3 protein-coding genes are annotated in these 2,555 nt (G+C 70.9%); all 3 read right to left on the bottom strand.

Translation table 11 applies throughout. The annotated features are described in order from the left end of the window. Positions 1-160 precede the first annotated feature (160 nt). Positions 161-577, bottom strand: coding sequence for a CBS domain-containing protein (locus tag DLJ59_RS15500; protein WP_124773284.1), 417 nt, complete (start codon positions 575-577; stop codon positions 161-163). A gap of 233 nt (positions 578-810) precedes the next feature. Beyond that, complete coding sequence (locus DLJ59_RS15495) at positions 811-1,251, bottom strand: PPOX class F420-dependent oxidoreductase (protein ID WP_124773282.1); 441 nt, start codon at positions 1,249-1,251, stop codon at positions 811-813. A gap of 229 nt (positions 1,252-1,480) precedes the next feature. Continuing rightward, positions 1,481-2,506, bottom strand: a complete 1,026-nt coding sequence (locus tag DLJ59_RS15490; RefSeq protein WP_124773280.1) for an aspartate-semialdehyde dehydrogenase — start codon at positions 2,504-2,506, stop codon at positions 1,481-1,483. Positions 2,507-2,555 lie beyond the last annotated feature (49 nt).

Here is a 2,555-nt window from a genome sequence, read left to right as displayed (position 1 = left end):
ACCCCGGGCTCCGGCCCTGAGCCGGTGATCAAGAGGTTTGCGTCAGCGCCTTCGGCGTGTCGTGACGCAAACTTCTTGATCAACCAGGGGGTGGAGCGGGCGGACACCACAGCGCCGGCCCTCCCCGGAAGGGAGGGCCGGCGCGGGCCGCGGCGGACGGTCAGTTGTTCGGGTCGTCGGCGCTGATGTCGGCCAGGACCGACTGCGGTTCACGCTCGACCGCGAGGTCACCCATCGAGATCAGCCCCACCAGGCGCCCGTCGTCGATGACCGGAAGTCGGCGTACGGCGTACGTCCGCATCAGGTCCGCGGCGGCCACGGCATCGTCGTACTGACTCACCGTGATCACGTCGCGCGTGGTGATCTGGTTCAACCGGGTCGAGCCCGGGTCCATGTTCTCCGCGACACCTCGGACCGTGATGTCCCGGTCCGTGACGATGCCGACCACACTGTCGCCATCGGTCACCACCACATCGCCAATCGCGCTGTCACGCATCTCCTGCGCGGCTGAGATGAGCGTGTCGTTGCCGTCCATCGTCACCAACCGGGTCGTCATGAACTCTCCGACCGTTGTCATGGTGCTCCCCTCTCGGTGTCGGCACGGCCCGTCTACCCGCCGCCCGGCACGGGGTAACGCCCGACCTCGTCCCAGGAGATCGGGACGGCGGGCCAGATAGTGGTACAGATCGAGCCAACTCACCGACAGCAGCATCCCGACCAGGCCGTACAGGCCCACCCCGGCGCGCTGGTCCGCCGCGTCACCCTTGAGCAGGGCGTGCGACACCGTCGAGCCGGGCTGATCGGTCGGGTTCAGCCCCGGGGCGGCATCCCGTAGAGCCGCTCCACGTGCAGCCGCAGCACGATCCGCCCCTCGTCGACCATGGCCTGGCGGTACTCGTCCCAGTCGGGGTGTTCACCGCTCAGCTCCCGGTAGAGCGCCACCAACTCCTCGACCGTCTCGTCGCCAAGCTCGGCGGACGGCGGGGTCAGCTCGGCGCGACCCTCGACCACCGCGTACGCCCAGCCGTCCTCGCTGCTGACGTGGAAGCTGGCCCGCGGGTCGCGGCGCAGGTTGGCGGTCTTCGCCCGACTGTCGGTGACCGAGACCCGGATCAGGCCGGCCTGCCGGTCGAAGGAGTAGAGCACCGTGGACAGCTGCGGACGCCCGTCCCGTTTGATGGTGGCGAGCACGCCCATCGAGCGGCCGGCCACCAGATCGGTCAACGCCTGCTGGGTGCGGTCATCCGGCATGGTGTCCTCCAGGTTGGACGATCGTCTCCAACCCATCCAAGCACGACCCGCCGGCCGTCGCGGATGGCCACCCGAAACGGCCAGACCGCCCGAAACGGCCGGACGGCCACCGGAATGCACGGCCAAGCGACCAGCCGGAACGCCGGGCGACCAGCCGGAACGGCAGCGAGCCCTCGCCGACGGACGGCGAGGGCTCGGTGCTTGACGAGCTGCGTGCGGATCCGTGCGGTCAGCGGCGCTCGGCGGCGACCAACTCGGCGAGTTGCACCGCGTTGAGCGCGGCGCCCTTGCGCAGGTTGTCGTTGGAGCAGAACAGGGCCAGCCCGTACTCCGCGGTCTCGTCGGCGCGGATCCGACCCACGTAGGTCGGGTCCTGGCCGGCGGCCTGCAACGGCGTCGGGACGTCGGTCAGCGCCACCCCGGGCGCGCCGGCCAGCAGTTCGTGGGCTCGCTGCGGGGTGAGCGGCCGGGCGAACCGGGCGTTGATCTGGAGCGAGTGCCCGGTGAAGACCGGCACCCGGACGCAGGTGCCGGAGACCTTCAGGTCGGGGATCTCCAGAATCTTGCGGCTCTCGTTGCGGAGCTTCTGCTCCTCGTCGGTCTCGAACGAGCCGTCGTCGACGATCGAACCGGCCAGCGGGAGCACGTTGTAGGCGATCGGCTGGGCGAACGAACGCGGCGCGGGGAACTCCACGGCCGACCCGTCGAAGGCCAGCCCGGCGGCGTGCTCGGCGACCTTGCGGACCTGCTCGTCCAGCTCGGCGACGCCGGCCAGCCCGGCGCCGGAGACCGCCTGGTACGTCGACACGACCAGGCCGACCAGGCCGGCTTCGGCGTGCAGCGGGCGCAGCACCGGCATCGCTGCCATCGTGGTGCAGTTGGGGTTGGCGATGATGCCCTTCGGCCGGTCCAGGGCGGCGTGCGGGTTGACCTCGGCGACCACCAGCGGCACCTGTGGGTCCATCCGGAACGCCGAGGAGTTGTCGATCACCACGGCGCCGGCCTCGGCGACCCGGGGCGCCAACTCCCGCGCGGTGCCCTTACCGGCCGAGAAGAGCACGATGTCCAGCCCGGAATAGTCGGCGCTGGCGGCGTCCTCGACGATCACCTCGCCGTCGCGCCACGGCAGCGCACGCCCGGCGGACCGCGCCGAGGCGAACAACCGCACCTGCTCCGCCGGGAACTCCCGCTCCGCCAGCACCTGCCGCATCACGCCACCGACCTGGCCGGTGGCCCCCACAATGCCGATCCTCATGCCCGCGAGGCTACCGACCCGACCGGCGAAACCGGGACCCCTTTCCCAC

Source organism: Micromonospora inaquosa (assembly GCF_003857055.1).
GTDB classification, from domain to species: Bacteria; Actinomycetota; Actinomycetes; order Mycobacteriales; family Micromonosporaceae; genus Micromonospora; species Micromonospora inaquosa.
This window is presented reverse-complemented; position numbering and strand designations above follow the sequence as displayed.

What these genes read in the sequence shown, in the direction of transcription:
- DLJ59_RS15495 (WP_124773282.1), bottom strand. Translation starts at nt 1,251, where the DNA reads ATGCCGGATGACCGCACCCAGCAGGCGTTGACCGATCTGGTGGCCGGC.
- DLJ59_RS15500 (WP_124773284.1), bottom strand. Translation starts at nt 577, where the DNA reads ATGACAACGGTCGGAGAGTTCATGACGACCCGGTTGGTGACGATGGAC.
- DLJ59_RS15490 (WP_124773280.1), bottom strand. Translation starts at nt 2,506, where the DNA reads ATGAGGATCGGCATTGTGGGGGCCACCGGCCAGGTCGGTGGCGTGATG.